Raw genomic sequence first — 4,662 nt, forward strand, 5'->3', positions numbered from 1 at the left:
CAGCATGGCCGGGTCCGGATGATCGACGCGGCGGCGGGCGTCGCCGACGGATGGCGGCCGGTGTCGCTCGTGCCTAGCCGTACCGTCGACGCGCTGGCCGCGCTCGGCGTGCCCGTCGCCACGCTGCTGCTGGCCGCCCGGCTAACCGCCGCCGATCGCGTGCGGGTCCTGCACGTCCTGCTGTTGCTGGCGGGGGCCAGCGCCTTCGTCGGCCTGCTCCAGGCCAGCGGATTGCAGATAAGCCTGTTCCGCGTGAACGGGTTCGAGATATCGGGGTTGTTCGCCAACAAGAACCACCAGGCGGCGCTGCTGGCGGCCATGCTGCCGATGCTGGCGGTCGCGGCGCGCGTCACCCGCCTCGACCGCCGGAGCGCATGGCTTGTGAAGCTGCTTGCGGCCGGGGCGGCGCTGGTCGTCGTCGTCCTTATCATCGTCACCGGATCGCGCGCCGGGCTGGTGCTCGGCGTCGGCGCGATCCTGCTCGCCCTGTTCTACGGCCTGTTGCGGATCGAGCTGTTCGAGCGGATGCCGGCCTGGTCGGCGGTGGCGACCAGGCTCGCGCTCGGGGCGGTCGTGGCGGGATCGGCGGCGCTGGCCACCGTCCTCGCCGCCCGCGGCCTCGCGTTCAGCCGGCTCGAGACGGCGGGCGCCGACATCCGCCCGCTATGGTGGGCCAGCATCGTCCACGTCCTGCCCGGCTATCTGCCCTGGGGATCGGGGATCGGCTCGTACGACGAGGTCTATCGCATCATCGAGCCCACCGCCCTGCTGCGCGAGACCTATTCGAACCATGCGCACAACGAGTATCTGGAGGTCGCGCTCACCGCCGGGATACCCGGGCTGCTCCTGACGGCGGCGGCACTGCTCTGGGCGGGCCGGGAGTTCTGGCGCAACCGGCGGGGGGCGGAGCCGGAGCCGGTGTTCGCGCGGCTCGGCGTCTCGATCATCCTGATCCTCGCCGTCGCCAGCATCACCGACTATCCGCTGCGGACCCCGCTGCTGTCGGCGGTCCTGGCGCTTGCGGCGAGCTGGTGCGCCGCCCCCCTGCCCGACCGGGACGCGACGCGATCCGGCGATCGCCAGAACGCGCGCCCCGCGCCCACACCTCGCGCATAGCGATGTTGGCAAGCGCCGCATCGATCCGGTATCGCACGACGGCGCCCCTTCGGATCGGACCCTTCCTTGCCGGCTAACCAACTCCCGTATAACGGCTTCGCGTCCCAGGAGCGGTTTCCCCAACCACAGGCGGGGGCAGGCGCGCAGGCGGGGACACGGGCGCCGGCGCGGTTCGCGCCCCTGATCTGTTTCCTCATCGGGCTGTCGGTGCTGGTCCCGATCGCGCCCGAAGCCAGGCTGACGCTGTACGACCTCGTCGCGGTCGGGCTCGTCGTCGCGCATCCGCAGGTCGTGCGCGACCTGTTCGGGACGTTCCTGGCGCTGCTCGTGGCCAGCCTCGCCTTCATGGCGCTGTCCGTCTTCATCAACGGTTCGGGCATGGCCGCGCTGGCCGGGCGCGGATATCCGTCAGTCGCGCTGTTCGTCGAGAGCGTGGGATATTGCATCGTCATCAGGAACAGCCCCGACAAGGGCCGCGCGGCGCTGGTCGCCGGCACCATGATCGGCATCTGCTGCCATTATTTCTATCCCAACGACCTGCGCGTACACGATTATCCGATCAAGTTCCTGATCGGCGTCCCCCTCGGGGCCGGATTGCTGGCGCTGTACGCGCTGGCGTCGGGAGGCAAGGCGCCCTCCGTGGCGTTCATCGCCGTGCTGCTGGTCGGCTATGCGGTGTTCTGCTTCGCGGGCGGGACGCGGTCGGTCGGCGGCGTGTATTTCGCCTCGGCGATCGTCGTCCTCTGCATGGGTTTCCTGCGCGTGCCGGCGAGCTACCGGCGGCTGGCCCCGGTCTTCATCATCGGCGCCGCGATCCTGGGCTATGGGGTCACGGAACTCTATGCCTTTCTGGCGATCAAGGGCCTGTTCGGCTATCGCGCGGCGGAGATCGCGATCTTCCAGAGCTCGTTCGGGTCGATCCTGCTGGGCGGCCGTCCGGAGATCATCGTCAACCTGCTGGGGATCGGGGACCACCCGTTCATCGGCGTAGGCATCTACAACTATTCGAACGAGTATCTCTACGACCTTATCAGCCTGTCGGTCTACGCCAGCGACGACGTGCTAAGCTCGGGCAACATCCTGTACCATTCCGCGCTGGTCGCGACGGCGTTCGAGACCGGCATACCCTCGGCGATCGTCTGGCTGTACCTGGTCTATATCGCGATCTTCGCCGTGCCCCTGCTGTCGCTGGAAAAGGGCATCACGCGCTCGTTCGTCGCGCCCCTGCTGCTGATGACGGCCTGGATCATCCTCTATTCCCCGCCGATCCCCTATAACCGCTTCGTGCTGGCGATCGGCGTCGGCCTGGCGTTCACGATGCGCTTCGATTGGATGCAGAAACAGCTAGGTGAGTCGGGCGCCACCCCAGTCCTATCTCAAGCAGTGGTCAGCTAGATTTACTTGCGCTGTTGTGAAGACCGTCAGCGTCAGGCGGTGTCGCGGAGAAGGACGATGGGGCGCGCAACGTCGCGCCGGCGTTGCGCCGCCGAGAAGGGCAGCCCTGCCCAGTTGTTGAGGCCGACCCGCACCAGCACCGCCTGAACGCTGATCGGCAACAACACTCCCGTTACCACCGCTGCGGGGAGGATCAGCGCCGGATTTGTGACGTGCAGCACATGAAGCATCACCGCGCGAACAAAGCCGAGCATCAGGGCGTGCATTACGAAGATACCCATCGAATAGCAGCCGAACGTCGCCAGCAGGCGCGTAACTACATTCCTAGGTGCACGATCTTCGATTACAAAACAGCACGATAATGTGGCTGCGATCCCTAGCAGCGCGGCCGGAAACGGCCATCGTTCGGGAACGCCAACAGCATGGCAGGTGAAGGCGACGGCTAGAAACATCAATACTAGCAGCGCCGCCGGCCCTCCAGTCCGGGGCAACCGCTCTACCCAGCCCCGTGACCGCGCGAGCAGACCCAAGGCGAAATAAAGAAAGCCGTAGCCAATGTCGCCGAACACCTCCGCGTGCAGCCAGGCAGCGATCGCGAACATAAGCAACCCGCCCACAACCAGTATCTCGGGCCGCACCCGGTACAGGTAGAAGGCGAGAATGTTGCAGAAAAACAACGCATACAGGAACCAGAAAATCAAGATCGGGCTCCATCCAATCGCCAGCACACGCGCTACCGGTATCGTGCTGTTGACCAGTCCCGACCCTGCGAGCGCCATCTGCACTCCTGCCTGAAGCAGCGACCAGACAAGATACGGATAGGCGATCGTCAGCATGCGGCTGCGCCAGAAGGGATAAGCCAGCTTGCCGGCTGAATGAAACAGCCATCCCGACATGAAAAAGAAGATTGGCATGTGAAAGGTGTAGATAATGTAGTCAGACACCAGCAGCGGCGACATCGGGCCAATCGCATGCGCCTCGACCAGCCCACGCAGGCCATGCCCGTAAACGACCAGAACGATCGCGAAGCCCTTTGCCATGTCGAAGGCTTGCAGCCGTTCACGCTTGTCCTGTTGCACCCTATGGGATTCCTTACATCGATCTGATCGCCCCGCCGGATGCCGGCGCGGGCTCGCGCCGGCCGTTACTGCGGCTGGCTCTCGTCCTGCGGAACGGGCGCGATGATCGGGGCCGCGCGCACGTTGTCGGACTGCGCGGTCTTGTACGCGGCCGTGGGATTGGCGGTCGCGTCGGGCTGATACCGCTCGATGCGCAGGCTCAGCCGGTTCTCGATCCGGCTGTTGGTGCGGTCGTTGAGCCGCAGCGCGTTGGTGTTCGCGGGCACCCCGGTCGCGTTGAGCCGCGCGCCATAGGCGGTCGCGGTGTCGCGCACCGTGCGCGTCTGTCCCGACGCCGGACCGGCCAGGACGGCGACCATGACAATTCCGATCCCGATCCCGCGCTTCATCCCTACGCCTCCTCCGACGTCTCCTACCTACTTTGTCCTACCCACCTTGCCGGGTTTCTCCAAACGCCCGGCGATCCGCGCGCGGCAGGATCGACCGCCGACCCTCAGGCGTCCGCCGGATGCCCCGCCGGACGCCTTGGTCGATCGCCCACAGCCGCTCTCCCAGGACAAGCTGGCCGGCGTTGGTAAGGTGGACGCCGTCGCTCTCCATCGGCAGGTCGTCGTCGTCGAGCAGCACCTGCGAGCCACCGGCGCCGGCCGCCACGCTCGTCTGCGCGGCGCGGAGCAATGCGATCTTGGCCCGTTCGATGAGGACGTCGTCCATCCGGTAGCTCGGCCCCGTGACGCTCAAGGCGCCAACGATCAGGTCGTCCGCACCGAACACGGGGGCCGCGAGAGCAGTGACGTCCGGCTCGATGGTGACTCGGGCGAGGCTCACCCCGTTCCTCCCGAAACGCCCGCTGACCGCGGCTCCGATCGCGGTGCCTTCCATCGGCACCGTCCGGCCTATCCAGGCGGCGTGCCGGATCGAATGCCGGCTCAGGACCTGCCGGATATAGACGACTTGGTCGCCAGCGATCGGAACACCGAGGTTTGCAGTCTCACCGGTCAGATCAGCGAGCTGCTCGAGGTAGGGAGCCGAGAGGTCGTAAAGGTCGATGCCATGGAGTGCCATGACTCCG

At 66.4% G+C, this 4,662-nt stretch carries 5 protein-coding genes; 2 read left to right on the plus strand and 3 right to left on the minus strand.

Annotation, left to right across the window (positions count from 1 at the left end; translation table 11 throughout):
- Both HUV01_RS12175 and HUV01_RS12180 read left to right on the plus strand, forming a co-directional pair.
- The coding region (locus HUV01_RS12175; protein WP_174298510.1) for an O-antigen ligase family protein at positions 1 to 1,116 on the plus strand (1,116 nt) is incomplete at its 5' end.
- Positions 1,117 to 1,182: 66 nt separating this feature from the next.
- On the plus strand, positions 1,183 to 2,511 hold the full coding sequence (locus HUV01_RS12180; RefSeq protein WP_174298511.1) for a hypothetical protein: 1,329 nt from the start codon (positions 1,183 to 1,185) through the stop codon (positions 2,509 to 2,511).
- Between the two features lie 32 nt (positions 2,512 to 2,543).
- Here the strand turns inward: HUV01_RS12180 and HUV01_RS12185 are convergent, their stop codons facing one another.
- The 3 genes from HUV01_RS12185 to HUV01_RS14975 form a co-directional block, all read right to left on the minus strand.
- Positions 2,544 to 3,590 carry an acyltransferase family protein gene (locus HUV01_RS12185; protein WP_174298512.1) on the minus strand — a complete coding sequence of 349 codons (1,047 nt, stop codon included), beginning with the start codon at positions 3,588 to 3,590 and terminating at the stop codon, positions 2,544 to 2,546.
- A 65-nt stretch (positions 3,591 to 3,655) separates the two neighbouring features.
- Positions 3,656 to 3,979: a hypothetical protein gene (locus HUV01_RS12190; protein ID WP_174298513.1), complete on the minus strand. Its 324-nt coding sequence runs from the start codon at positions 3,977 to 3,979 to the stop codon at positions 3,656 to 3,658.
- Positions 3,980 to 4,016: 37 nt separating this feature from the next.
- On the minus strand, positions 4,017 to 4,662 hold a 646-nt coding region (locus tag HUV01_RS14975), incomplete at its 5' end, for an IclR family transcriptional regulator domain-containing protein (protein WP_302480053.1).

The organism is Sphingomonas bacterium, assembly GCF_903643035.1.
Lineage (GTDB): Bacteria > Pseudomonadota > Alphaproteobacteria > Sphingomonadales > Sphingomonadaceae > Sphingomonas.